This window comes from Verrucomicrobium sp. GAS474, from assembly GCF_900105685.1.
In the GTDB taxonomy this organism is placed as follows: domain Bacteria; phylum Verrucomicrobiota; class Verrucomicrobiia; order Methylacidiphilales; family GAS474; genus GAS474.
The window spans coordinates 2,789,785-2,815,677 of sequence record NZ_LT629781.1; the positions used below are offsets into that span (position 1 = coordinate 2,789,785).

Annotated in this window: 18 protein-coding genes; 9 read left to right on the forward strand and 9 right to left on the reverse strand. The window is 65.9% G+C overall.

What is annotated here, in order from left to right; genetic code table 11:
* Nucleotides 1-8: 8 nt before the first annotated feature.
* Complete coding sequence (locus BLU04_RS11720) at nt 9-1,304, forward strand: glutamate-5-semialdehyde dehydrogenase (protein ID WP_093286206.1); 1,296 nt, start codon at nt 9-11, stop codon at nt 1,302-1,304.
* 29 nt (nt 1,305-1,333) lie between these two features.
* On the opposite strand, the gene BLU04_RS11725 is transcribed toward BLU04_RS11720, so the two are convergent.
* Nucleotides 1,334-2,410, reverse strand: a complete 1,077-nt coding sequence (locus BLU04_RS11725; RefSeq protein ID WP_197672946.1) for a 3-deoxy-7-phosphoheptulonate synthase — start codon at nt 2,408-2,410, stop codon at nt 1,334-1,336.
* Nucleotides 2,411-2,578: 168 nt separating this feature from the next.
* On the opposite strand from BLU04_RS11725, the gene BLU04_RS11730 reads away from it, so the two are divergent.
* Nucleotides 2,579-3,148 (forward strand): hypothetical protein, encoded by a 570-nt coding sequence (locus BLU04_RS11730; RefSeq protein ID WP_093286212.1) that lies wholly within the window; start codon nt 2,579-2,581, stop codon nt 3,146-3,148.
* A 99-nt stretch (nt 3,149-3,247) separates the two neighbouring features.
* Entirely contained in the window at nt 3,248-4,045 is a 798-nt protein-coding gene (trpC, locus tag BLU04_RS11735; protein ID WP_093286215.1) for an indole-3-glycerol phosphate synthase TrpC, read from the forward strand.
* A gap of 29 nt (nt 4,046-4,074) precedes the next feature.
* On the opposite strand, the gene BLU04_RS11740 is transcribed toward trpC, so the two are convergent.
* The 6 genes from BLU04_RS11740 to nusA form a co-directional block, all read right to left on the reverse strand.
* Nucleotides 4,075-5,514: a serine protease gene (locus BLU04_RS11740; protein WP_093286218.1), complete on the reverse strand. Its 1,440-nt coding sequence runs from the start codon at nt 5,512-5,514 to the stop codon at nt 4,075-4,077.
* Between the two features lie 54 nt (nt 5,515-5,568).
* Entirely contained in the window at nt 5,569-6,759 is a 1,191-nt protein-coding gene (locus tag BLU04_RS11745) for an MFS transporter (protein WP_093286221.1), read from the reverse strand.
* A gap of 25 nt (nt 6,760-6,784) precedes the next feature.
* Complete coding sequence (locus BLU04_RS11750) at nt 6,785-8,041, reverse strand: beta-ketoacyl-[acyl-carrier-protein] synthase family protein (RefSeq protein ID WP_093286224.1); 1,257 nt, start codon at nt 8,039-8,041, stop codon at nt 6,785-6,787.
* 372 nt (nt 8,042-8,413) lie between these two features.
* Nucleotides 8,414-10,045, reverse strand: a complete 1,632-nt coding sequence (locus tag BLU04_RS11755; RefSeq protein WP_093286227.1) for a DHA2 family efflux MFS transporter permease subunit — start codon at nt 10,043-10,045, stop codon at nt 8,414-8,416.
* A gap of 564 nt (nt 10,046-10,609) precedes the next feature.
* Complete coding sequence (gene infB / locus BLU04_RS11760) at nt 10,610-12,526, reverse strand: translation initiation factor IF-2 (protein WP_093286230.1); 1,917 nt, start codon at nt 12,524-12,526, stop codon at nt 10,610-10,612.
* Between the two features lie 69 nt (nt 12,527-12,595).
* On the reverse strand, nt 12,596-13,858 hold the full coding sequence (gene nusA, locus BLU04_RS11765; RefSeq protein WP_093286232.1) for a transcription termination factor NusA: 1,263 nt from the start codon (nt 13,856-13,858) through the stop codon (nt 12,596-12,598).
* Between the two features lie 164 nt (nt 13,859-14,022).
* Between nusA and lpxI the strand changes: the two genes are divergently transcribed.
* Genes lpxI through BLU04_RS11785 form a run of 4 tightly spaced genes read left to right on the forward strand, consistent with a single transcriptional unit; the run spans nt 14,023 to nt 19,998 of the window.
* The gene (lpxI, locus tag BLU04_RS11770) at nt 14,023-14,835 is read left to right on the forward strand and encodes a UDP-2,3-diacylglucosamine diphosphatase LpxI (protein ID WP_093286235.1); all 813 of its coding nucleotides are present in this window, start codon (nt 14,023-14,025) and stop codon (nt 14,833-14,835) included.
* Nucleotides 14,836-14,889: 54 nt separating this feature from the next.
* Nucleotides 14,890-15,870, forward strand: coding sequence for a Gfo/Idh/MocA family oxidoreductase (locus tag BLU04_RS11775; protein WP_093286238.1), 981 nt, complete (start codon nt 14,890-14,892; stop codon nt 15,868-15,870).
* On the forward strand, nt 15,867-17,153 hold the full coding sequence (gene lpxB, locus BLU04_RS11780) for a lipid-A-disaccharide synthase (RefSeq protein ID WP_093286241.1): 1,287 nt from the start codon (nt 15,867-15,869) through the stop codon (nt 17,151-17,153). Before BLU04_RS11775 ends, lpxB begins: the two co-directional genes overlap by 4 nt.
* A gap of 31 nt (nt 17,154-17,184) precedes the next feature.
* Nucleotides 17,185-19,998 carry an MMPL family transporter gene (locus BLU04_RS11785; protein ID WP_093286244.1) on the forward strand — a complete coding sequence of 938 codons (2,814 nt, stop codon included), beginning with the start codon at nt 17,185-17,187 and terminating at the stop codon, nt 19,996-19,998.
* Nucleotides 19,999-20,104: 106 nt separating this feature from the next.
* Here BLU04_RS11785 and ccsA read toward each other — a convergent pair whose 3' ends face one another.
* Nucleotides 20,105-21,778 (reverse strand): cytochrome c biogenesis protein CcsA, encoded by a 1,674-nt coding sequence (gene ccsA / locus BLU04_RS11790; protein ID WP_093286247.1) that lies wholly within the window; start codon nt 21,776-21,778, stop codon nt 20,105-20,107.
* Entirely contained in the window at nt 21,775-23,274 is a 1,500-nt protein-coding gene (locus BLU04_RS11795) for a hypothetical protein (protein WP_093286250.1), read from the reverse strand. Before BLU04_RS11795 ends, ccsA begins: the two co-directional genes overlap by 4 nt.
* A gap of 155 nt (nt 23,275-23,429) precedes the next feature.
* On the opposite strand from BLU04_RS11795, the gene BLU04_RS11800 reads away from it, so the two are divergent.
* Nucleotides 23,430-24,233: a cytochrome c oxidase subunit II gene (locus BLU04_RS11800; protein WP_093286253.1), complete on the forward strand. Its 804-nt coding sequence runs from the start codon at nt 23,430-23,432 to the stop codon at nt 24,231-24,233.
* Entirely contained in the window at nt 24,230-25,885 is a 1,656-nt protein-coding gene (locus tag BLU04_RS11805) for a cbb3-type cytochrome c oxidase subunit I (protein ID WP_093286256.1), read from the forward strand. Before BLU04_RS11800 ends, BLU04_RS11805 begins: the two co-directional genes overlap by 4 nt.
* Nucleotides 25,886-25,893 lie beyond the last annotated feature (8 nt).

Genomic DNA, 25,893 nt, shown 5'->3' on the forward strand with positions numbered 1-25,893 from the left:
TTCCTCCCATGAGTGCCGCCGCGCCCAGCGTCAGTGAAGTCGTCAACGAAGTCGAAAAGCACGTCGCCGAACTGTGCGTTACGGTGAAGGCGGCGGCGCGTGTCCTCGCGAACACGCCGAAGGACCAGATCGACCGCGCCCTCGGCTTCGTCGCCGAGGAACTGGACCAGGCCCGGGAGGCGATCTTTGCCGCGAACCGGAAGGACCTGGAGGCGGGCAAGGCCAAGGGCCTTTCCTCCGCGATGCTCGACCGCCTGGCGATCAAGGAGAAGACCCTCGCCGACATGATCGACGGCGTCCGGCAGGTGATCTCCCTTCCCAACCCCGTCGGGGAGACGCTGAAGGAATGGACGCAGCCCAACGGCATCGCGATCCGCAAGGTCCGGACGCCCCTCGGCGTCATCGGCATCATCTACGAGTCCCGTCCCAACGTGACGATCGACGCCGCCGTCCTCTGCCTGAAGACCGGCAATGGCGTCGTCCTGCGCGGGGGGAGCGAGGCGTTCCACTCGAACCACGCCTTGGCCACGGCTCTCCGCAAGGGCCTCGAACGGGGCGGCATTCCCGCCGACGCCGTCCGCGTCATCGGGACGGTCGACCGCCACGCCATCGCGGCTCTCTGCCGCCAGGACAAGACGGTCGACGTGTTGATCCCCCGGGGCGGCCACGGCCTCATCGAGGCGGTGGTGAAGGAGGCGCGGATGCCGGTCATCAAGCATTTCCACGGCGTCTGCTACGCCTACGTCCACCGGGACGCCGACCTCGGCATGGCCGAGGAGATCATCGTCAACGCCAAGGTGCAGCGCCCCAGCGCCTGCAACTCGATCGAGAACCTCCTCGTCGACCGCGCCGTCGCCGCGACCTTCATCCCCCGCATCGTCGCCCGCCTGCACAAGGAAAAGGTCGAGGTCCGGGGCGACGGGGAGACCCGCCAGCTCGGCGGCTCCGAGGTGAAGGAAGTGACCGAGGCCGACTGGACGACCGAATACCTCGACCTCATCCTCTCCGCCGCCGTAGTGGGCGACGAGAGCGAGGCGATCGCCCATATCGAACGGTACGGTTCGCACCATTCCGACGTGATCATCACGGAGGACGCAAAGGCTGCCGAGCGCTTCTTCCAGGAAATCGATTCGGCGACGGTCTATTGGAACGCCTCGACGCGGTTCACCGACGGCGCGCAGTTCGGCTTCGGCGCGGAGATCGGGATCAGCACGGACAAGCTCCACGCGCGCGGGCCGATGGCCCTGGAGGAGCTGACCTCTTACAAGTATCTGATCACCGGCAACGGGCAGGTGCGGAAGTAGGGCGCTGGCCCCTTCGGGGCAGAGAGCTTCTACGCCGCCGCCAGCTTCGCCGCGCGGAGCCGTTCGGCTCCTTCGAGGAGGATTTTTTCCGTCATCGCCCAGCCGATGCAGGCATCGGTGATCGAGACGCCCGGCTTCAGCCCGGCGGGATTCGGGAAGGGCTGGTTGCCCTCGTTGATGTTGCTCTCGACCATGGCGCCGATGAGGTCGGGGCTGCCCTTCAGCTCGGCGCTCAGCTTCTGGTCGATGAGGGAGTTCCAGACGGTTTCCTGACGCTCGAATTTCTTTTCCGAATTGGCGTGGCTGCAGTCGACCATGAGGCCGGGGGGGAGCTTCGCGGCGCGGAGCCGGGTGGCGGCGTCGGCGATGCTCTCGGGATCGAAGTTCGTCCGCTTATGGCCGCCGCGCAGGATGATGTGGCCCCAGGGATTGCCCTTCGCGGAGACGACGGCGGTGCAGCCGTCCTGGTCGATTCCCAGGAAACTGTGCGGGTGCCGGGCCGACTGCATCGCGTCCATCGCGACCTGGAGGCTGCCGTCGGTGCCGTTCTTGAAGCCGATCGGCATGGAAAGGCCGCTCGCCATCTCGCGATGGGTCTGGGACTCGGTCGTCCGGGCGCCGATGGCGGCCCAGCTGACGATGTCCGAGGTGTATTGGGGGACGATGGGGTCGAGGAATTCGCTCGCCGTCGGTATCCCCATTTCGGTGATCTTCAGGAGGATTTCCCGGCCGAGGACGAGGCCCGCCTCCATGTCGTAGGTGCCGTTGAGATGGGGGTCGTTGATCAGGCCCTTCCAGCCGATGGTCGTCCGGGGCTTCTCGAAGTAGACCCGCATCAGGATGACGAAGACATCCTTCGTCGCTTCCTGGACCGCGCGGAGGCGGCGGGCGTAGTCGAAGGCGCTCTCGGGATCGTGGATCGAGCACGGCCCGATAACGACGAGGAAGCGGGAATCGCGGCCCTCGAGGACGGCCTTGACGGCCTCGCGCCCTTCGATGACGGTTTTTTCCGCCGCCGCGGTGAGGGGACGCCGCGCCTTGATCTCCTTCGGCGAAGGGATCCGGACAATGGAGGCGACGTTGAGGTCTTGAATCGGCAGTACCATGGGAGGGTCTATCATGGCGTAAATCTCCTCCCAAGCGCAAGCCGCAAACGGCGCGTGGAAGGAGGCCGGAAGAGCGGGCGCGCCATTTTACGCGTTTTCTTCTAGGTAATTTTAACTGGTTAAAGGGCAGAATGTTGCGATGGGGATTTGTTGTGGTATAACGGAAGAATGCTCCTGATTGTCGCTCCTCAGAATGGATTCCTGGAAAAGTGCAATAGCGGGGTCCTGAAAAGCATTGTCGAAGCGGCCGACTTGATGGAGGACGTCTACATCCTCAAGTGGCAGAATCCCCCCGATTGGGCCTTTGAAAAGGCCTTCGAGGAAGTCCGCCTCGATTACGACCGGGCGATCTATCCCGAGCTCGAACAGATGGGGCTGCCGACGATCCCGATGCATGCCGCCGACGATCTCCCCCAGGTCATCCGGGACAAGGTGAAGACGGCCAAGGAAGTCTTCGTCATCGGGGCGAACGTCCATGATTGGCTCCAGGGTGTCGCCGCCGAGGTCTGGTCCCAGCGGGTGAAACCCCAATTTTTCTACGACGCGTGGTTCACTCCCGGCAAGGGAACCCACGCCACGGCGATCGCGAACCTGACGCGCCAGTTCGGCGCGAAGGTCTTCCACAGCTGGGAACTCTACGGAGCCCCCCTCCGCGCGAAGAAGGAAGCGGCGGCCAAGGCGGCGGCCGAGGCCGCGACGTTCAATCCGGAATCGGATCCGGAAGTCCACCACGCCTAGGGCACTGGCGAGGCGGGGGCCTTATTTTGGGCTTTCCCGCCCTCTCTCTCGGGGTGTAGAAAAGGCGTTCCCTTCACGCCTTTTTCCTCTTCCATCCCGATGACTGCCCCTCTCTCGAACAAGCTTCTCGAAATCCTCGCCTCGAAGGAGGCCGAATGGCAGCGCCTCGTCCCGATCGCCGACCTGGTGCGGCGCAAGGCCCTCGCCCGAAACGATTTCCGCCCTTTCCGCCCCGGCCTCTACCGGGAGCCCGGCCTCTCCCTGATCGCCGAGGTGAAGCGCTCCTCGCCCTCCGCCGGGATCATCGCGGAGAACTTCGATCCGATCACCCAGGCCCGCGAGTACGAGAAGGCCGGTGCCCACGCGCTGAGCATCCTGACCGACGAGAAATACTTCGGCGGCCATCTCAGCTACCTCGACGACGTGCGGGGCCAGGTCGGCCTCCCGCTGCTGCGGAAGGATTTCATCGTCCATGAATTGCAGGTCTACGAGAGCGTCGTGGCCGGGGCCGACGCGATTCTCCTGATCGTCGCCGCGCTGCCGCAGGAGAGCCTCGTCCGGCTCTACGAGCTGGCGAGGACCCTCCAGCTCGACGTCCTCGTCGAGGTCCACGACCTGCGCGAGATGGACCGCGCCCTCGACCTGGGAGCCGACCTCATCGGAATCAACAACCGGAACCTGGCGACGTTTCAGGTCTCCCTCCAGACGACGGCCGACCTCGCCGAGGAGATCCCGAACGACGCCATCGCGGTGAGCGAGAGCGGGATCAAGACCGCCGACGATGTGAAGTTCCTCCGGGCGAACGGCATCAACTCGATTCTCGTCGGCGAGACCCTCATGCGGGCGAAAAACGTCGGCGACAAGGTCCGCGAGCTTCTCCTCGAAGAGGAGGAGTAGGGCCGCGCGAGGGCGGCCTTTCTTTCGCCCTAGCGGCGGTCGAAGGTCTCGCTCAGATGGTCGAGCTCGTCCTTGAGCTCCTTGCGGTAGGCGACTTCCTCCTTCGCCCGCTGCAGCGTGTAGCCGTAGAAGCGTTTCCTCTCGATGGAGCGGTCGATCTCCTCGCATTGCATGTCGGCGAGGTTCCGCAGGGTGACGATGAGCTGGTTCACGGCCCGGCCCCGCGCGGTGCTCCCGTCGATGCTGTGATCGATCTGGCTGCGGAATTCGAGGTGGGCCAGGCGGATCGGATCGTCCTGCATGTAGAGGGTGGCGCTGATGCCGTTGGGCTTCTTTTCGTCGCCGTTGAGGTAGGAATCGAGTGCCTCGCTCCGGGAATGGAAGTCGTCGACGAACTTGCTCTCGCCCAGGAACTGGCCCCAATCGTAGGTCTCCCACTTCGAGACGCTGTCGACCCGGTAGCCGAAGTAGCGCATCGATCCGGTGATCGCCGAGTTCTTGCTGTTGAAGGAGGCCTTATCGAGCTCGTTGCCGGTGTTGACCTTCACTGCCTGGGTGACGACGCCGATGACCTTGCCGATCTTCACGTCGAAGACCGGGCCGCCGCTGTTCCCGTGATAGATGGGATTGTCGAACTCGACTTTCTGGTTGCCCGACGCCAGGAGCTTCCCCCGCGTGGGGAGGATCACCTCGCCGCCCTTGCTGTTGCCGGGGGTGATGAGGTCGTCGCCGATCTGGGCCTCCTTGGAAACGTCGGAGGCGAGCTCGAGGTATTTGTATCCCTTGTCCTCGATGCTGATCTGGGCGAGGTCGCGGTCGGCGGCCCCCTTCAGCGTGGTGACGACGACTTCGTCGCCCCCCGGGGTCGTGATCTTCAGGTTCGGGTTGTTGAAGAGGACATGAAGGTTCGTGATGACGCAGGGGCCGTCGGCGGTCTTCACGAGGAAGCCGGTCCCCTGGCCCTGATCGCCCTTGATGATGACGACCGACTGGAGCGCGGCCGACTCCGATTCGGAAGGAGCGGTCACGGCCTTGGCATCGGCCTTGACGACCGGGGTGCTGTCGGAGCCGGGACTATCGACCCCGCTCCACGCGAGGACGGCCAAATCGATTTCCTGGAGGGCGACGTCGATCGCGTCCGAGATCTTCGCGGGATCGGTCGGCTTCGAGGTCATGACGGCACCGGGAGGGAGGCCGATGGGCATATTGACTCCCATGATGGAGGAGAGCGCCTCGACTGCCTCGCCGCGGTGGCCCTTGTATTTGGTCGAGGGCGGGAGGCTGCGGAGTTGGCGCAGGGCCATGCTGAGGAAGGAAAGCTGGGCTCCGGAATTCGACGTTTCCTTGGCCTTGGCGATCAGCGCCCTCGCCTGGATGAAGACGACGGCGGGATCGGGCGGCGCGGCGTCTTCGGCAACGGAAACGGAAAGGAGGCTGAGCGTGAGCAAAAGGGCCGTGATGTACCTCATCAGGCTACAGGCTGGCAAAGCGGCCCCGCTTTTGAAAAGCAAAATCGCGATTGCTTAGATTTTCTTCAGGGCGGAGACGAGGGCGGGGCGGGGGGAGAGGGGGAGGAGGAGGAGCATGATGCCGCCGGAGATGAAGAAGGGGAGGGCGCGGCCGTGGTCGAAGAGCCAGCCGCCGAGGAGGGGACCGGCGATGCGGCCGATGCTGCCGGAGGCGAGGATGACGCCGAGAACGAGGCCCTGCTTTTCCGGCGAGGTGGCGAGCGAGGCGGTGCCGGAGAGGACGGGGCGGACGGCCCCCAGCGCGAGGCCGAAGAGGGTGAGGCCGCAGAGCAGGAGGCCGAGGCCGGGGGCGAGGGGCATGAGGAGGGTGCCGAGGGCGGTCCCGACGAGGCCGGCGCGGAGGAGCGCCCCCTCGCCGAAACGCTTCACGAGCCGCCCGAGGAGGCCGCCCTGCATCATGGCGCTGAGGAGGCCGACGAAGGCGAAGAGTTTTCCGACGGTGCCGATGTCGTAGCCGAAGGCGGGTTGTTCCTTGAGGTAGAGGGCGAAGGTCGTCTCCCATTGGGCCATGGCGACGTTGCTGAAGCAGGCGATGGCGGCGAGGGGGGCGATGAAGGGAAGGGAGAGGGCCTCGTTCCAGCCGGTGAAGGGGTTCCGCCAGAGGGTGAGGCGGTCGGCCTTCCGGAGCTCGACCGGAAGCGATTCGGGGAGGTGGACGAGGGTGAGGACGAAGCTGGTGGCCGAGATGCCGGAGGCGATGAGGGAGGGGACGAGGTGGCCGTGCCGTCCGAAGAGGGCGGCGAGGATGGGGCCGAAGACGAAGCCGATTCCGAAGGCGGCTCCGATGACGCCCATGCCCTTCGAGCGGTTTTCCTTCGTCGTGATGTCGGAGACGTAGGCGTTCGCCACCGCGATGTTCGCCGCGCAGATCCCGGCCAGCATGCGGGCGAGGAAGAGGAGGAGGTAGCTCTGCGCGAAGGCCATGAGGAGGTAGGAGAAGGTCGACCCGGCGAGGCTGACGAGGAGGACGGGCCGCCGCCCGACGCGGTCCGAGAGCTGGCCCCAGACCGGGGCGAAGAAGAACTGCATCAGCGAGAAGATGCCGAGGAGCCAGCCGACCTTGGCCCCGGAAGCGCCGAAGTCCCGGGCGAAGTAGGGAAGGAGCGGCATCATGAGGCCGAAGCCGATGAGGTCGATGAAGACGATCAGGAAGAGGGAGAGGAGGGTCGGCTTGCGGAGGGACATGGGCGTGGGGATTTGTCTCAAAACATCAGGGCCGACTCAAGACCAGAGAGGCGTTGATGCCGCCGAAGCCGAAGGCGTTGTTCAGGACGTGGCGGACGGGGCGGGGCTGGCCCTGCAGGCGGATGAGGTCGATGCCGTCGAGGCAGGCGGGCTCGGGCTCGGTGCAGTGGAGGGTGGGGGGGAGGTACTGGTCCCGGAGCGCGAGGGCGCAGAGGACGGTCTCGATCGCGCCTGCCGCGCCGAGGGGGTGGCCGTAGAAGGGCTTCGTCCCGCTGACGGCGGGGCGGCTGCCGGAGGGGGCGAAGAGGCGTCGGATCGCGGCGACCTCGTTGGCGTCGTTCATCGGGGTGCCGCTGGCGTGGGCGTTGATGTAGTCGATCTGGCCGGGGGCGAGGGCCGCCTCGGCGAGGGCCTTCTTCATCGCCACGGCGGCGGCAGCACCGTCGGCGAGGGAGGAGGTCATGTGGTAGGCGTCGTTGTTGAGGGCGTAACCGGTAACCTCGGCATAGATCGGGGCCTGGCGCTTCAGGGCCGATTCCCGCTCTTCGAGGATCAGGGCGGCGGCACCCTCGCCCATGACGAAGCCGGTGCGGCGGAGATCGAAGGGGAGGCAGGCCAGCGCGGCGTCGGAGGGCTCCCGGCTCATCGCTTTCACGGCGGCGAAGGAACCGTAGGTGAGGGGGGCGAGGGGAGCCTCGGCGGCCCCGGCGATCATCCGCACGGCGTAGCCGTCCCGGATCGCGCGGAAGGCCTCGCCGATGGCGACGACCCCGGCGGCGCAACTGTTCGTGTTCGTCGTGGCATAGCCGCGCAGCTGGTGGCGGATGGCGATGTTGGCGTGGGCCGAGGCGCCGAAGACCTGGAAGGCGAGGGCGGGAGGGATGGAGGCCGCTCCTTTCTCGAGGAAGCGGCTGTGCTGGGACTCGGCGATGGCGATGCCGCCGAGGGCGGTGCCGAAGCTGACGCCGGTCTCGTTGTCGGGTTCCGATTCCTCGGTGCGCGGCGGGAGCCCGGCATCGGCCCAGGCCTGGGCGGCGACGACGAGGGCGAACTGGGCGTAGCGGTCGAGCCGCTTCAGCTGGTGGGGTGGAAAGTGGGCGGCGGGATCGTAGTCCGAGGGCGGCACTTCGGCGGCCCACTTGGCGTTGAAGGGGGTGGCGTCGAAGCGGGTGAGGGGGGCGATGCCGCTCCGCCCGTCGTGGACGGCCTGCCAGAGGGAGGCCGCGTCGGGGCCGGAGCTGGTCAGGCAGCCCAGACCGGTGATGACGACGCGCCGTTTCATGAAGAGGGAGAGGGTAAAGCCAATCGCCGGTGAGGACAAGGCCGGGGAAGCGACTCTCTCCTCGGCTTCCCCATCTCGCCAAGGGTCATGGCACCCCATCGAGTTAGATTCAGCGGAGTAGAGCGGGCTTAGGGAAGATAGGCCTCTTGGGTTGCGCCCCATCTACACCACGGCCTATCAGACAGGACTGCCTGCGCGATAGCGCAACATCTTGTAAAGGGGAACTAACTTGCAGGGTAGGGATACAAGGTCCGGAGGGGTGTGCCCCTCCGTTCGTTCAAACGCGCGGATCGCCTCCAGCTGTACGGGGAAGCGAAGTGATTCTACCCTGCCCGAAGGGCCTCCTCAACCCGCGCCCCCCCCTTTTAATCCCTAATGCGCTTCCGCCGCCGCTTCCGCCGCGATCTTCGGATCGCTCTTCTTGAAGAAGAGGAGGAGCGGAAGGGTGAGACCGAACAGGATGACCATCAGCCAGAAGATATCGACATACGCGAGGAGCGCCGACTGCCCGTTCACCGCCGCGTCGATCATCGCGATGGCCTGCTTCTGCGCGGTCTCGGGATCGGAGCCGGAGGCGGTGAAGGAGGCGATGCCCGATTGGAGGCGCTCCGCGTAGGCGGCCTGGTAGGGATCGATGTGGGTGACGATCTCGGCGCGGTGGGTCGCCGTCGCTTTCTGGACCATCGTCGTGATGATCGCGATGCCCACGCTGGAGCCGAGCTGCCGGGTGAGGCTGAAGAATCCCGCGCCCGCCGCGACGTCGATCTTCGGCAGGGAGCCGAGGGTGGCGATCGAGAGCGGCATGAAGATCATCGCCGAGCCGAACCCGCGCAGGACGAGGGGCCAGAAGAGCGCCCCGGCCCCGGTCCCCGGATTGATGTCGACGAGCTGGAGCATCGAGACGACGGTGACGATGGCCCCGAAGGCGATCAGCATGCGGGGGTCGAACCGCTTCATCCCGATGTTCACCGCGATCATCGCGACGGCGGAGGCGAGCGCGCCGGGGATGAGGATGAGGCCGGTCTTCGCCGCGGTGAAGTTGAGGGAGTGCTGGGTGAAAAGGGGGACGGCGAACATCGCCCCGTAGAGGCCGATCCCGAGGACAATCGAATAGAGGCTGCCGACGGCGAGGGTCCGGTGCCGGAGGACGCGGAGGTCGACGGCGGGGTGGGGTGTTTTCAACTCGTGCCGGACGAAGAAGAAGAGCGCCACGGCGCTGATGACGAGGGAATTCCGGATGAAGCTCGAGTCGAACCAATCTTCCTGCTCGCCCTGTTCGAGGACGATCTGGAGGGTGCCGAGGCCGATGGAGAGGAGGGCGATGCCGAGCCAATCGACGTCCTCGTCCTTCTTCAGGTCGGCCGGATTGTCCTTCAGGAAGAAGAGGTAGGCGATCCAGACGCCGAGGATGCCGAAGGGGATGTTGATGAAGAAAATCCAGCGCCAGTTGAACGCGTCGGTCAGGTAGCCGCCCAGCGCCGGGCCGATGGCGGGGCCGACGATGACGCAGAGGCCGAAGATCGCCGTCGCCTTGCCTTGATCCTTTTTCGGGAAGGTCTCGTAGAGGATGCCCTGGGCCTTGGCCAGGAGGCCGCCCCCCGCGAGGCCCTGGAGGGCGCGGGCGATGAGGAGCATCGTGAGGTTCACCGACATGCCGCAGAGGACCGAGGCGAAGGTGAAGCCGGTGAGGGAGAAGATGAAGTAACGCTTCTTCCCGAAGCGATGGCCGAGCCAGGCGGAGAGGGGGATGACGATGATGTTCGCCATCGTGTAGGCCGTGGAGACCCAGCCGATTTCGGAAAGGGTCGCGCCGAGGTTCCCCTGCATGTCGGGGACGGCGACGTTCACGATGCTGACGTCGATGACCTCGAGGATCGCGCCGAAGGAGGCGGCGAGGAGGATCGCCCATTTCAGCCAACCATGCTCGGCAGCCCGCCGCGCGATCTTGCTCGCGTAAGGATCGAAGGCGGGGGAGGAAACAGGGGCGAGGGCGGCGGGTTCCATGAACGGCCCTCTAGATTAACGGCTTTTGGAAAGGAGGCAATCTTATGAGGGTGAAAAGTTCATGAGATGAACTACATGAGTGTTAAGGGAATGCGCTATCCAGGCTGAACATTGGGAAGCTTGGATCATGATGCGATGCAATGATCATTCCATGCATTGGATTGCTATCCTGCTCTTTGTGGGGCTTCTTATCTGGGTCTCGCCAGAGCATCGTCTCTAGCTCGAAGCAATGAATCCCTGAAACTCGGGGGGATTGCGATCAGGGCGGAGTCTATGCGAAGAAAGGGGGGGACACCCGGCGAACCAAACGAAGATCCCGATTCGTTGCGGCCTTTGCATCACCGGACTACACGTTTTGCGTCCAATAATGAGAGCGGGTGCGATTCCCATCTTATTCTAAACAAGACTGAAGTGCAATGCATGAGCCTGTGGGATGGCCGCCCGTTTTGACTTCACCACCCCGGGAAGTCGCTTGGAATGGAGACTCTCGAAATCTCGGCCTCGTGCAAAAAAGAACCCAAGGCTCCGGGGGGGAGGCCTTGGGTTCGGTCGAGCCGGGACGGGCTAGAGGCTCTGGGGGAACTTCTCGAGGGTGTAGCACTCGATGATGTCGCCCTCCTCGTATTCGGTGAAGTCGCCGAGGCGGATGCCGCACTCCATGCCGGAGCGGACTTCGGAGACGTCGTCCTGGAACCGCTTGAGGGTCTGGACGCCGCCGTCGTAGATCGGCTGCTTGCGCCGGATGATGCGGGCGCGGGCGTTGCGGGTGACGCGTCCGGTCTGGACGGAGCAACCGGCGACGGGGTACTTCGAGAGGTCGAAGACCTTCTTGACGATGGCGGTGCCGATCTGGTTTTCACGCAGTTCGGGGTCGAGGAGGCCGGCCATGGCGTCCTTGATCTGGTCGACGAGCTCGTAAATGATGCTGAAGAGCTTGATCTGGATTCCTTCGCGCTTGGCGGCGTTCGCGGCGGCGTTGTCGGTCTTCGTGCCGAAGCCGATGACGATGGCCTGGGAGGCTTTGGCGAGGAGGATGTCCGACTCGCTGATCGGGCCGACGGCGGTGTGGACGACCTCGAGGTCGACCTTCTTGCTCTCGATCTTCCGCAGCTGGCCGACGACGGCCTCGAGGGAGCCCTGGACGTCACCCTTGATGATGAGATTGAGGACTTTCTTCTGGCCGTCGGCGATGGTGGCGAAGAGGTTTTCGAGGGTGACCTTGGGGGCCGACTCGATCTTCTTCGTGCGGAGGGCGGCGGCCCGCTCTTCGGCGGTCGTCCGGGCCTGGCGCTCGTTCTCCAGCGTGACGAGTTCCTCGCCGGGGGAGGGGACGCCGTCGAGGCCGATGACTTTGACGGGGGTCGAGGGGGTCGCCTCCTTGACGTTCTTGCCCATGTCGTCGATGAGGGCCTTGACGCGGCCGTAGAAGGGGCCGCAGAGGGCGATCTCGCCGACCTTCAGGCAGCCTTCGAGGACGAGGACGGTGGCGGTGGGGCCGCGGCCGACCTCGGTCTGGGACTCGATGACGCGGCACTTCGCGTCGCCGGTGTAGCGGGCCTTGAGCTCGAGGACTTCGGCCTGGAGCAGGATCATGTCGAGGAGGGCGTCGATGCCGGTCCCCTTGGTCGCCGAGACTTCGACGACGATGGTGTCGCCGCCGTATTCCTCGGGGGCGAGGCCCTGCTCCTGGAGCTGGCCCTTGACCTTCATGGGGTTCGCGGCGGGAAGGTCGCACTTGTTGATGGCGACCATGATCGGGGCCTTGGCGGCCTTGGCGTGGGCGATGGCCTCGAGGGTCTGGGGCATGAGGCCGTCGTCGGAGGCGACGACGATGACGACGATGTCGGTGACCTTGGCCCCGCGGGAACGCATCTCGGTGAAGGCGGCGTGGCCGGGGGTGTCGATGAAGGTGATGTGCTGCTCGCCGCGCTTCACGCTGTAGGCGCCGATGTGCTGGGTGATGCCGCCGGCTTCGCCGGAGGCGACGCGGGTCTTGCGGATGGCGTCGAGGAGGGAGGTCTTGCCGTGGTCGACGTGGCCCATGAAGGTGACGACGGGGGCGCGGAGCTTGAGGGTGGTGTCGACGGAGACTTCCTCCTTCTTCGGCTTGTCCTTCTTCGGCGTGGGGGGCGTGGGCGGATGGGCGGCGCGGTCCCGCTTCTCCGTATGGAAGGAGTAGCCGAGCTTCGTGCAGACCTTCTTGGCCGATTCCTCGTCGAGGACCTGGGTGAGGGTGGCGAAGATGTTCAGCTCCATCAGGTGATGGATGAGCTGGAACGGCTTCAGGCCGAGGTTCCCGGCGAGGTCCTTGACGACGACGGGGCCCTTGATGGTGATCAGCTTTTCCTCGGAAGCGGCTTCCGCACCAGGATTGCCGCCGCCGACGGGAGTTTCGACGGCCGGGGCCGCTGCCGTGGCAGGAGCGGGAGCGGCGGGAGCCGAGGGTTTCGTGGCGGGGGCGGTGGTCTTGGCGGGAGGCATGCGGTGGGGTGGGGCTGGATCGGGCGGCGGTTGAGAGGGCGGGATCGGAGGGTTGTCTGGCTGCGGGGATTAAGCGGTGGCGTTGACCTTGTCGAGGGCGGCCTTGCGGACGCCCTTGGCGACTTCGGGGTCGATGTCGGGGAGGGCGTCGAGGAAGTCGGCCTCCTCGACCTCGGCGATCGCCTCGGCGCTGACGAGGCCGGCGTGGACGATCTTGTCGGCGAGGGCGGCGTCGATGGAGAGGGAGAGGGCCAGTTCGCCGGCGGCCTTCGCGATCTGCTCGGCGAAGTTTTCCTCGGCGGTGTGTTCCTTCGTGATGTCGATCTCCCAGCCGACGCCGAGGATCTTCGTGGCGAGGCGGGTGTTCTGCCCCTTGCGTCCGAGGACGAGGGAGTAGTTCTCGCCGTCGACGAGGACCTTGACGCGCTTGGCGGCCTCGTCGACCTCGATGCTCTTCAGCTTCGCGGGCTTGAGGGCCTCGACGGCGAGTTCGCGGGGGTTCGACGACCACTTGAAGAGGTCGATCTTCTCGTTGTTGAGCTCGCGGACGATGTTCTTCACCCGGGCGCCCCGGATGCCGACGCAGGCGCCGACGGGGTCGATCTTGTCGTTGGCGGAGAAGACGGCGATCTTCGTGCGGTAGCCGGCCTCGCGGGCCATCGCCTTGATCTCGACGGTCTTGTCGTTGATCTCGTTGACCTCGAGCTCCAGGAGGCGGCGGACGAAGTTCGGGTGGCTGCGGCTGACGATGATCTCGGGGCCGCGGAGGCCGTCGTCGACGGTGACGACGTAGGCGCGGATCCGCTCGCCGGGGTTGTATTCCTCGGTGGGGACGCGCTCGCGGGAGGGCATGATGGCCTCGAACTTGCCGAGGTCGACGATGATGTCGGAACGCTCGAAGCGGCGGATGGTGCCGCTGACGATGGAGCCGGCACGGTCCTTGAACTCGGAGAAGATCATCTTCCGCTCGATGCCGCGGAGGGTCTGGTTGATCGTCTGCTTGAAGACCTGGGCGGCGATGCGGCCGAATTCCTTCGGGGTCACCTCGATGTCGACGGACTCGCCGAGCTGGACGTCGGGCTTGATGTCCCGGGCGCGGAAGAGGGAGATCTGGTCGTGGGCGACGGTGACTTTCTCAACGACCTCGAGACGGGCGAAGGCGCGGATCTTGCCGTTCTTCGGGTCGATTTCGACGCGAAGGTCCTTCGCAGGGCCGAAGCTCTTGCGCGAGGAGGCCAGCAGGGCGTTCTGCATCGCTTCGATGAGAATCTCCCGCTTGATCCCTTTTTCCTTCTCCATGTACTCCATGATCGCAACGATTTCTTGACTCATGGTTGTCTCCTTCTGTTTGATCGCCGGAGACAAAAAAGTGGAAACTAGCGAAAGTTTCCACCTCCTCCGACGAACTGCTTAGTGTACCAAAAGACAAGTAACCTAGCAATTCGAGGTAGACGGTCAAGGACCGTTTTGTTTCGCCATCTATTCTTTACGTAAAAATGCCTCCCTCTCTTATCCACCTCGGTCTCATTGCGGGCAAGGGGAGCTATCCGGTCCTCCTGGCCAAGGCGGCCCGCGCCGCCGGGGTGCAGCGTCTTTCCCTGGTCGCCTTCGATGCCGAAACGGACCCCTCGCTCCATGCCCTCGCCGACGAGGCGACGACGCTCCGGGTGGGACAACTCGGCGCGCTTCTTTCCTTTTTCAAGGAGCACGGCGTCAAAAAAGCGGTGATGGCGGGGCAGATCACCCCGGGCCGCCTCTTCGACCTGAAGCCCGACCTGAAGGCTTTCCTCCTCCTGGCGAAGCTGAAGCAGCGGAACGCGGAGACGATCTTCGGCGCGGTGGCCGACGAGCTGGCGAAGGGCGGGACGGAACTCCTTCCGGCGACGACGTTTATGGAGGATTCCCTCGCGCCGACGGGCCACTTCGGCGGTCCCAAGCCGAAGCGGCAGATCACGGAGGATACGGCCTTCGGCTTCCAGATCGCGAAGGAGATGGCCCGGCTCGACGTCGGCCAATCGGTCGTGGTGAAGCGGGGGACGGTGCTGGCGGTCGAGGCCTTCGAGGGTACCGATGCGGCGCTGAAGCGGGGAGGGGAGTTGGGGCGGAGCGGATCGACGCTTGTCAAAGTGAGCAAAGCGAATCAGGATTTCCGCTTCGACGTTCCGGTGATCGGTCCCCGGACGCTGGAGGGGGCGATCGCCTCGGGCATCGCCGCCATCGGTTGCGAGGCGGGGCGGACGCTCCTGCTCGACCGGGAGCGGGTGCTGGCCCTGGCCGCCGAGGGCAAGGTGGCGCTGATCGGTTTATAGGCTAGGCTTGGTTCACGTTCGTCGTTCGCTGCGGTATTTCTGTATTTATAAAAGATGAGTAAAGTGCGTGTCGGGGTCGTGGGGGTCGGTCACATGGGCAAGGAGCATGCCCGTATCTATTCCAAGAGCGATCGGGCCGAGTTCGTCGGCCTCTATGACGCCGATGCCGGGACGGCGAAGAAGATCGCCTCCCAGCACAAGGGGACGGCCTTCGCCTCCGTCGAGGAACTCTTCGCCCAGGTCGACGCGCTGACCATCGCCTCGCCGACCTTCACCCATCACCAGATCGGGATGGCGGCGATCGCCGCCGGGAAGCACCTCCTCATCGAGAAGCCGATCAGCGACAACCTCCCCCAGGCCCGGGAGATGGTCGAGGCGGCGGCCCGCCGGGGGACGATCCTCCAGGTCGGCCACATCGAGCGTTTCAACCCCGCCTTCCGCGCCCTCGAGGGGATGCTGACCCGGCCGAAGTTCATCGAGGCCCACCGCCTTTCCCCCTATCCGGGCCGGAGCATCGACATCGGCGTCGTCCTCGACCTGATGATCCACGACATCGAGATCATCCTCCACCTCGTCCGCTCCCCGCTGGAGAGCATCGACGCGGTCGGCGTGGCGGTGCTGAGCAAGAGCGAGGACATCGCCAACGTCCGGCTCCGCTTCCGCAACGGCTGCGTGGCGAACATCACGACGAGCCGGATCAGCCCGGAGAAGATGCGGAAGATCCGCGTCTTCCAGGACGACGCCTACCTCTCCCTCGATTACCAGAACCAGAGCGGCGAGATCTACCGGAAGGCCGGGGACAAGATCACGCGGGACAAGATCCCGGTCGAGAAGGACGAGCCGCTGAAGCTCGAGCTCGAGTCGTTCCTCGAGTGCGTCGCCGCCGGGGGGACGCCCCTCGTCGACGGGGAGCGGGCCGCCGCCGCCCTCGACGTGGCGATGCGGATCACGGCGATGATCTGGGACCCGAAGCTGGCCGGTTCGGGGATGGCCCCCTTCGTGCCGCAGCCTTTGCCGCTGGGGGCGACGTCGTGAGCGTCCCCGTTCCCGAATCCCTCGCGAAATCGGTATCGGCCCGCGCCGACGGACGGCCCCCCGTCGTCTTCCTCATTGCCGGGGAACCGAGCGGCGACGGCCACGGGGCCGAGCTGGTCAACGCCCTGCGCCGCTTCCGGCCCGACCTCCGCTGCATTGGCACCGGCGGCCCCCGGATGCGGGCGGCGGGCCAGGAGCAGCTCTTCGACCTGACCGACCACGCCGTCGTCGGCTTCGTCGAGGTCCTCAAGCATTACCCGACGCTCCGCGACCTCTTCGGCCGCCTCCTGGCCCTGGCGAAGGAGGAGCAGCCCGACGCCGTCGTCTTCATCGATTATCCCGGCTTCAACCTCCGCTTCGCCAAGGCTCTCCGCAAGATCAAGGCGCTGAAGGCGACGAAGCTCGTCTATTACATCAGCCCGCAGGTCTGGGCGTGGAAGAGCGGGCGGGCGAAGACGATGGCGAAGATCCTCGACCTCCTCCTCGTCATCTTCCCCTTCGAGAAGGATTGGTTCGCCGAGCGGGTGCCGAAGCTCAGGACCGAGTGGGTCGGCCATCCGATCTGGGACCGCATCCAGCCGAAGGGCGAGGAGACGGGGAACCGGATCGAGCGGCGCGTCGCACTCCTCCCCGGCAGCCGGGAAGGGGAGATCCGCAAGCACCTGCCGATCCTCATCGAGACGGCGCGGGACCTGATGGGCCGCCATCCGAATCTCCGCTTCGTCTGGATGAGCCCCGACCTGGAGCGGCAACGCCTCGGCCAGCGGATCCTCCTCGAATGCGGCGGCGGCGACATCCCGATCGAATCGTACGTCGGCTACCAGCTCTCCCACCTCAGCCGGTGCGATCTGGCCCTCCTCGCCTCGGGAACGGTCTCCCTCGAGTGCGCCTGCATGGACGTCCCGCAGATCGTCTTCTACAAGGTCAATCCGCTCACCTATTTCATCGGCCGGATGGTCGTGAAGGTTCCCTACGTCAGCATGGTCAACGTCCTGGCCGACCGCGAGGTGGTCCCCGAGTTCATCCAGAGCGACCTCAGCCCCGCCCTCCTCTCCGCCCGGGCCTCCGAGCTGCTGAAGGACGCCGTCCAGCAGGAGGAGATGCGGAAGGGGATGCGCCGCGTCGTCGAGCGCCTCGGCAAGGCCGGGGCGAGCGTCCGGGCTGCCGAGGCGGTGCTGCGGGAGATCGGGGTCGCCCCGCTTCCCGTTGCCGCCGAGGCCGTAGCCGCGAAATCGTCCCCTCCTCCCGCAGGCAAGGCTTCCCTTTCGGCGCCGCTCGCCTAGCGTCACTTCCTTTTTAGCGTTACTTTTTCCAATGATCCATCGTCTTCTCCAAGGGGCACTCCGCCGCGCGGCCGGCATCGTCTTCCGCCGCGCCGGGACCATCGTCCTCCTGTCCCTGATCGTGACCGCCGTCGCCGCGTGGCTGACGGCGACGAAACTCCGGGTCATCAACGACACCAGCAACCTGATCCGCGCCGACTCCGACGCGAACAAGGACTACCTCGCCTACGCGAAGGAATTCGACGCCGACGACGAGTACGTCGTCATCATCCGCTCCGACGACGTCGAGAAGAACCGCGAGGCGATCCGCTGGATCGGGCCGCGGATGGAGGCGATGCAGCCCGGCATCCGCCGGGTGATGTACCATTTCGATTTCTCCCACATCTCGGAACACTTCCTCCTCTTCCTCAACCCGGACGAGCTGAAGAAGGTCGAGGAGGAGGTCGGCGGGTATGCGACGCAGATGCGGCAGGCGAACGTCCGCCTCGATCTCAACTCGATGCTCGATGAGACCGACCGGATGTTCAACGACAAGTACCTTCGGAAGAAGGACAACTGGAAGGAATTCAAGCCCTTCGTCGACCGCTTCGTCGACATGCTGAACCAGCTGGCCGACTCGATCGAGGGAACGGCCGACAAGGCGCCCGGCAAGACCGGCGGCAAGGGAGGGAAGCGCCCTCCGTCGCTGAATGCCTCCCCCGTCTCGAACCAGGCGAGCAGCCACGTCCAGGACCAGCTCCAGGACATCGACCGCGTCCTCGCCGAGCACGAATACCCCGGCCTCCAGGGCGGCAAGGTCCTCCTCGTCAGCGCCGTCCCCGGCCCCGTCGTCGATTCCGAGCGGCCCTACGGCAAGACGACCGAAGATCTCCGGAAGCTCCTCGTCGAGGCGCGGGCCGCCTTCCCCGGCGTCGAGTTCGGCCTCACCGGCCTTCCCGTCCTGAGCGATGACGAGCTCCAGACCAGCTCCGCCGACAGCCTCCACGCGGGGCTCCTCGCCCTCGTCCTCGTCGTCATCCTCATGGCGGTCGGCTACCGGGCGCGGACCCGGCCCTTCGTCGCCATCGGGGTCCTCCTGATGGGGGTCTGCTGGTCGCTCGGCTTCACCGTCATCACGGTCGGCCACCTGAACATCATCTCCCAGGCCTTCGTCGCGATGGTGATCGGCCTCGGGATCGACTTCGGCATCCAGATCATGGGGCGGTACGAGGAGGAACTCGGCAAGGGCGCGAACCTCGAGCAGGCCCTCGTCGCCTCGATCGGCCACACCGGCGTCGCCGTCGTCACCGGCGGCAGCACGACGGCCATCGCCTTCTACACGATGTGCTTCAACGACTTCGTCGGCCTCTCCGAGTTCGGCATCGTGGCGGGTTCCGGCGTCCTCCTCTGCCTGCTGGCGAATCTCTTCCTCCTCCCCGCCTGCTACGTCCTCCTCGACCGGCGGAAGTCGCCCCAGGTTCTCCGGGAAACCGGCTCGACCGTCTCCTCCGAGCAGGCGGCGAAGATCAACGCGGTCCTCTTCTCCCGGCCCGGCCTCGTCCTCTCCGTCGCGGCGGCGGTCACCGTCGGCGCGGCCTTCCTCGCCCCGAAGGTCGGCTTCGATTACAACACGCTCCACCTCCAGAACCCGAAGATCGATTCGGTCCGGGAACTCCACCGCCTCAACGACGACTCGCAGGCCGACAAGGAGAGCGGCAACTCGGAATCGCTCCTCTACGCCGTCTCGGTCGCCGACTCGATCGACGACGCCAAGCGGAAGATCGCGGCGTTCAAGGCCCTGCCGACCGTCGCCGACGTCCGCTGCCCTCCCGTCGACCTCATCCCGACCGACGCGGCGAGCAAGGCCGCCATCATCAAGCGGATCGTCGATTCCCTCCAGGGCCTCTCCCTGAGCACCGACGTGAAGAACCAGGTCGACGTCGAGCGGGCGCGGACGAAGATCTCCTCCCTGCTGGCCGATTGCACCGAAGGGGTGGCGCAGGCGAAGAAATTCGCCCCCGTCATCCCGCAGGCGCGGGAGGCCGTCGAGGTGCTCGGGAAGCTCATCCCCCCGCTCACCCGCGCCCAGGCGGCGATGGCGGGCCTCTCCCAGGACGAACTCGGGAAGCGGCTGAATCGCTACCAGATCAGCGTCTTCGGGACGATGCAGCGGAACCTCGCCTTCCTCGCGAAGCAGAAGACGACGGGAACGATCACCTCCGCCGACATCCCGGCACCGCTGCGCGACCGCTACCTCTCGCCGAACGGAAAGCTCCTCATCGAGGTGGTGCCGAAGGAAAACATCTGGGATCGGGAGCCCGACGCCCGTTTCGTGAAGGAACTGCGGACCGTCGATCCTCATGTGACCGGGATGGCGGTACAGAACTACGAGTACATCGACCTCCTCCGCGCCAGCTACGTGAAGGCGGCGCAGTGGGCCTTCGTCGCCATCGTCGTCCTGATCTCGCTGCACTTCCGCAAGCCGGGGCTGATCGCGCTGGCGATCTTCCCGCTCGTGATCGCGATTCTGTGGACGGTCGGGATGATGCGGCTCTTCGGGTTCGACTTCAACCCGGCCAACATCGTGACGCTGCCGCTCGTGATCGGGATCGGCGTCGCCTACGGCGTCTACACCGTCGACCGCTGCCGCGAAGACGGCGGAGTCCATCTCTTCGAGGGAAGCACCGGCAAGGCGATCTTCCTCTCGGCGCTGACCGCGATGATCGGCTTCGGCTCGATGATGGTCAGCAAGTATACCGGCCTCTTCAGCCTCGGCTTCCTGATGTTCGCCGGGGTCGGAATGTGCCTCATCACCAGCCTCCTGGTCGCGCCGCAGATCCTGGTGAAGTGGGGGAAGAAGGAGTAAGCCTTTCTTGACCCTGAAAGGGTCGAAGAAATTAGCCGGGGGTATCGCTTCGCTCAACCCCCGGCTACCTTCTTTGATCCCTTCGGGATCAGGAAGGAAAAACGTTCTAGGCTTTCTTCCTCTGCCGCAAAACCACCGCGACAAAAGCAATCTCGATCACCGCGTAAATCACCGCCCACGTCGTCCCCCCCGTCCCGAAGCCGTAGCTGTGGAGCCCCTTGCCCAGGACGAAGTTTACCCCATACCACGCCATGACGACGGAGAGGAATCCGACGATGGCGCCGACCGCGAGGCCGAAGTCGCCCCACCATTTCGCGATCCGCCCGTGGAGGACGGCGAGGTAGCCCAGGAGGGTGATGAGCGCCCAAGTTTCCTTCGGGTCCCAATCCCAGAACCGGCCCCATGAATAATTGGCCCAGACGCCGCCGAGGATCGTCCCGGCGGCGAGGAGGAGGACGCCGATCTGGAGGGCGCGGTAGACGTAGAGGGTGATGGCGTCGTTCTTCAGGGCCAGCTTGCCCCGCAGGGAGCGGAAGAGGGTGACGTGGCCGAGGGCCATGGCGAGGGCGAAGGCCCCGTAGGAGAGGGTGATCGTCATGACGTGGATCGCGAGCCAGAAGTTGTTCCGCAGGACGGGGGTCAGCGGCTGGATCGAGGCGTCGAAGGCGAGGGGCTGGAAGTCGACGGCCATGAGGGCGAGGACGGCGAGGGGCGTCCCGGCGGCGAGGAAGACGCGGGAACGGTGGACGGCCTCGAGGATGAGGGCGAAGAGGACGACGGCGAACGAGACCCAGATGATCGACTCGTACATGTTCGTGACCGGGGGGCGTCCCGCGATGAGGATCCGGCAGACGAAGCCGAAGAGCTGGCAGGCGAACCCGGCCAGCGCCAGCGCCCATCCCGCCCGGTAACCGCCCTGCGGGAACCAGCGGGCGGTGAGGAGGAAGGCGAGGACGGCCGCGCCGTAGCAGATCCATGCCCAGCGCCACGGATGGAGGCGGAGGTAGGCGGCCTCGAGGGAGAGCTTCGCCGAGGTCGGATAGGCGGCGGGGTTGAGGGAGCGGAGGGAACGGGCGAGGCGGACCGAGGCGTCGTCGAGTTCCTTCTGTTTTCCACCCTTCCATGCATCGACGAAATCGCGGAAGGGGAGGAGGACGTCGAGGCAGGTCTCCTTCGGGTAGAGGGAGACGATGTCGGTGAGGACGTGCCAGGCCCCGTTCTCGGCGTGCGGCGGGGAGGGGAGGAGGGTGAAGGCGCGGCCGGTGGCGATCGCCTCGAAGAGATGGAGCCGGGCGGCGACATCCTCGGCGGCCTTCTGGAGGCGCGGGGCGCCGTCGTTCCCGCCCGCGGGATTGAGCGTCGGCTTCATCCGTCCGCCGTCGGCGAGGAGGGTCTGGAGGGCGGCGTTCCCGGCGAGTTCGCGATAGGTGAACCGCTTCTTCTCGGCGGGGAGGCCGAGGGCCTTGCGGAGGGGGAGGTAATCGACGAGGAGGAGCGGTTTCTCGTCCCACCCCTCGGAATTGAGCCAGAGGGTGAGAATGAAGGCGTCGGCCGAAAGGGTGCGGTGTTCGTCCTCGAGGAGAACGCTCGTCCGCCCGGTGAGCTGGAGGGTCGCCTCGCGGGTGAAGGTGGTCAGCGGCTTCTTGCGGCTCTGGTCCTGGATGGCGACCTGGGAGAGGGAATCGAATTTCAATTCCGGAGCGGCCCCGGCCGCATCGGCATCGTGAAGTCCGACGATGAGCGCAAGCGCAAGGAGCAGAAGAAGGAGGAGGCGTTTCATGGGGAAGGGGTGCGGGAGTAGAAGAGAGAGGCGATGCCGAAGACGATCAGCAGGGAGCCGACCCATTTCAGCGGCCAGCCCGGATCGTGGAGGACCTGGAGCGTGGTGTGGTCGAGGTTGTCGGGATCCCAGTTGGCCTGGGAGAACTTGTAGTTGAGGCCGAGCGCGGAGAGCCAGAAACCGGCGGGGTAGGTGGCCGGGTAGTTCATGTGGGCGGTCGCCTTCGAGGTCGTCCCCCGGAGGTCGTAGAAGCGGAGGGTGCTGATGAAATCGGAGGGGGTGGTTCCGCCCTCGTCGCGGGGAACGTCGAAGGAGACGAGCTCGACGGCGAAGGGGAGGGGCTTCGTCTGGAGTCCGAAGCCGACCCGGACGGGATGTTCGGCGTTGAGCGGATTGGGGAGGTCCTGGGAGGTGCCGGACGGAATCCACAGGGACGGGGAAACCGGTTTCTCCCCGTCGAGGAGCGCGACCCGGATGCCCGAGTTGGCTTCGGCCGTGGCGGCGATCGTCGGGGCGATGGTTTTCTCGACGCGGGCGTTCGGCAGGGCGCTTTCGAGGGTCACCTGCCATTCGGCCCAGCCGAGGGGAAGGGGAGTGCCGGAGAGGAGGGTCCCTTCCTTTTCGACCCGCTCGCCGCGCAGCAGGCGGTAACGGAGGGGGGCCTCGGTTCCGCCGAGGAGTTGGAGCGTCGGTGTCGGCTTCTCCTCGTGGGCGGGGGCGTCGAAAGAGGCGACCCAATCGACGCTGGCCAGCCCGAAGAAACTCCGTTTCCGTCCCGCCTCGCTCTCCCGGAGGAGGACGAGGGGCATCTCCTGCCCGGTCGCGCCGTTGCGGAAGCGGAGGAGGAGGCCGGGGCCGCCTTGAGCGTCGGGTGCCAGCGATTCGACCCAGCCGAGCGAGGTCGCGTAGCCGTCGATCTTCAGCGTCAGGGGGTGATTGGCGGGGGCTTCCGGAACCGAGATCAGGTGGGGACGGGAGGCGTCGGGGAGGTCGACGAGCGTCGAGAAGGGATGCTCGTAGGTGCCGCCGGTGCGGAGCCCCTGGATCACGACGATGTTCTGGTTGAGGGCGACGCGGCCCTCGGGAACGCCTCCCTTCTCGAGGCTCATGAAGGCCTCGTAGCCGAAGCGGGAGCCGACCGCCGCGCCGAGGAGGAGGGTGATGATCCCGTAGTGGGTGATGACGAAGGGAAGGTGCCGCTTCTGCCAGGGCCAGCGGTCGAGGGTGACGCAGAAGAGGTTCAGGAAGAGGATGGCGAGCCAGCCGAGGAAGAGCGGATTGCGGTAGATGTAATACCGGGCGACGTCGGTGTTGAAGCGGGACTCGGTGATCGTCGCCGCGGCGCAGGCGAGGCCGAGGGTCAGGAGGAGGGTCATCGCCACGTTGAGGGAGGCCCCGCGGTGGACCCAGCGCCAGAAAAGGGACCGCTGCCGCCGCGCCGCGATCCGGGCGGAACGCTCCTCGCTGGTCAGGGAGGTGACGAAGGGGAGGCGCATGAAGAGGGAAAGGCTACCGTCTCCCCAAGTCCCGCCGCAATACATTCTGGCCCAGCGGCAAAACGCCGCAGGAAAGGGGAACCGGCCCATGGTTTTAAGCTGGCAAGGCGCGGCGTCGGGGTGATTCAATTTGCACTTCCCTTTCGGGACTCCCCTTGAAGCGCCTCCTGTCCATCGCCGCCCTCCTTTTTTTCGCCCTCCCCCTCCCGCTCCGGGCCGAGGTGCGGCAGAGCGGCCTCTGGTTCCTCCCTCCCTGCGTCACCGTCGGCGGGCATGAGATCGACGGGTTGCTCCTCCTCATCTTCTGGATCGTCTTGGCGGTCTTCGTCGGGGTCCAGGGGACGTTGCTCTGGTTCCTCTACCGGTACCGGCGGCAGGAGGGGAGGACGGCGAGTCCCGTCGCGGGCAGCTGGAAGGCCGAGGTGATCTGGACGGTGATCCCGACGGCGGTCTTTCTCCTCCTTTTCTGCCTCGGGGAGGGGCTCTGGAAGCGGATGATCGTCCCGCCGCCGCCCGGCACGGCCATCGACATCGAGGTCTGCGGGGAGCAGTACGACTGGGTGATCCGCTATCCCGGCCCCGACGGCCTCCTGGGCCGGGCTGACGATGCGAAGCGGAGCCCCGACAACAAGGTCGGCCTCGATCCCGCCGACCCGGCCGGGGCCGACGACGTGACGGCGTTCAACGAGCTCGTCGTCCCCGTCGGGAAATTGATCCATCTCCATCTCCGCTCCCTCGACGTGATCCACGGCTTCTACGCGCCCGAGTTCCGCATCCATCAGGACCTCCTGCCGGGCCGGACGATCAACTGGATCTCCTTCACGGCGGAGCGGACGGGCGAGTTCTCGATCGCCTGCAGCCAGCTTTGCGGCTCGGGCCACGGCCTGATGCAGGGCCGCTTCCGCGTCGTGACGGAGGCCGAATGGGAAGCCTGGGTGAAGGGGGCGAGGAAACCATGAACGACCTGACCCGCCCTCCCGCCTTCCGCTCCCTCTTCGCCTCCGACGACCACAAGGCCGTCGGCCTCCGCTACGTCGTCTCGGCCCTCGGCTTCCTCTTCGTTGGCGGGGCGCTGGCCTTGCTGATCCGCTGCCAGATGGCCTTCCCGAAGCTCGGCCTCCTCGGGGCCGAGGGGTACAATGTCTCCTTCACGATGCACGCGACGGTGATGATCTTCCTCGTCGTCATGCCGCTGCTGCTGGGCGGGCTGGGGAACTACATCGTGCCGCTCCAGATCGGCGCGCGGGGGACGGCGTTCCCCAGGCTCGGCGCGATCGCGTGGTGGCTCTACCTCCTCTCGGGCGCGGTCTGGATCGCGAGCTTCCTCGCCCCGGGCGGGGCGGCGGCGACGGGATGGACGGCCTACGCGCCGCTCTCGACCTTCGCCCGCTACAACCAGAGCCTCGCCGGGCAATCGCTCTGGTGCGTCGCCCTCGGGATCAACAGCCTCGGCTCCCTCCTCACGGCGGCGAACCTCGCCGTGACGGTCGCGACGCAGCGGGCCCCGGGGATGACTCTCTTCCGGATGCCGGTCTTCACCTGGTCGCTCTTCATCACCGGGTTCCTCGTCCTGATCGCCGTCCCGGTCCTCCTCGTCGCCGACGTCATGCTGATCCTCGACCTCGATTTCGGGACCGCCTTCTTCGACGTCACGCGGGGAGGGCAGCCGCTCCTCTGGCAGCACCTGTTCTGGTTCTTCGGCCATCCCGAGGTCTACATCCTGATCCTCCCCGCGATGGGGGTGGTCTCGGAGATCCTCCCCGTCTTCGCCCGCCGCCCCCTCTTCGGCTACCGGGCGATGGTCTGGGCGATGATCGCCATCGGCGGCCTCGGCTTCGTCGTCTGGGGACATCACATGTTCGTGAGCGGGATGAGCCTCCTCCTCTCGGCCGCCTTCTCCTTCTCGACCTTCCTGATCGCCGTCCCCTCCTCGGTGAAGACCTTCAACTGGCTCGGGACGCTCTGGCGGGGCTCGATCCGGTTCGACCTCCCGATGTGCCACGCGCTCGCCTTCATCTCGATGTTCGTCATCGGGGGGCTGAGCGGGATCTTCATGGCGGCGACCCCGGTCGACCTCTTCATCCACAACACCTACTTCATCGTCGCCCACATCCATTACGTCCTCTTCGGGGGGAGCCTCTTCGGCGTCTTCGGGGCGATCGCCTACTGGTTCCCCAAGGTCTGTGGGCGGAAGATGGGGGAGGGGCTGGGGAAGCTCCACTTCTGGCTTACCCTGGTCTTTTTCAACCTGACCTTCTTCCCGATGCACACCCTCGGCCTCGGCGGGATGATGCGGCGGATTCCCGACGCGACCCAGTACGAGCACCTCCGCTCCCTCCAGCCGCTCAACCAGTTCGTCACCCTCGCCGCTGTCGGCCTCGGGCTGGCGCAGCTCGTTTTCCTCGTGAACCTCTGCCTCAGCCTCCGCCGCGGGGAACCGGCCGGGGAGAACCCGTGGCGGGCCGCGACCCTCGAATGGGCCTGCCCGTCGCCCCCTCCGCCGGGAAACTTCGGAAAAATACCTGTCGTCCACCGGGGCCCGTATGAATACAGTGCCTCTTCCGCTTCCGACGAAAACTCGGACTTTTCATCGCAGGACAAGCCGCTCTAACCTTCCTC